This is a genomic window from Streptomyces griseus subsp. griseus, assembly GCF_000720255.1.
Lineage (GTDB): Bacteria > Actinomycetota > Actinomycetes > Streptomycetales > Streptomycetaceae > Streptomyces > Streptomyces griseus_I.
The window spans coordinates 1-353 of the sequence record NZ_JOJE01000189.1 but is presented as its reverse complement, the minus strand read 5'-3'; the positions used below and the strand labels follow the sequence as shown (position 1 = coordinate 353).

The 353-nt window shown below is 71.4% G+C and carries 1 protein-coding gene; it reads left to right on the top strand.

What is annotated here, in order from left to right; genetic code table 11:
- The coding region (locus IG99_RS43725; RefSeq protein WP_037684624.1) for a phage major capsid protein at positions 1–353 on the top strand (353 nt) is incomplete at both ends.

Below are 353 nucleotides of genomic sequence, written 5' to 3'. Positions count from 1 at the left end.
CCGCTGCGGCAGATCAGCCGGGTGGAGCGGATCGTCGGCAAGGAGTGGCAGGGCCTCACCTCCGAGGGTGTGGTGGCCACCCGTACCCCGGAGGTCGCCGAGGCGACCGACGACTCGCCGGAGTTCGAGCAGCCCACCGTCCGGCCGTCCGCGGTGCACGTGTTCGTGCCGTTCTCGATGGACCTGGACCAGGACTGGCCGCGGCTGCGGTCGGAGCTGGCCCGCATGTTCGGCGAGGCGAAGGACAACGAGGAGGCGGTCTCGTTCATCAGCGGCAACGGTGCGTTGATCTCCGGCGGCGGCCACAACCGGGAGGGCATCGTCGCCGGCCTGCCGGCCGGTTCCGTGGTCGA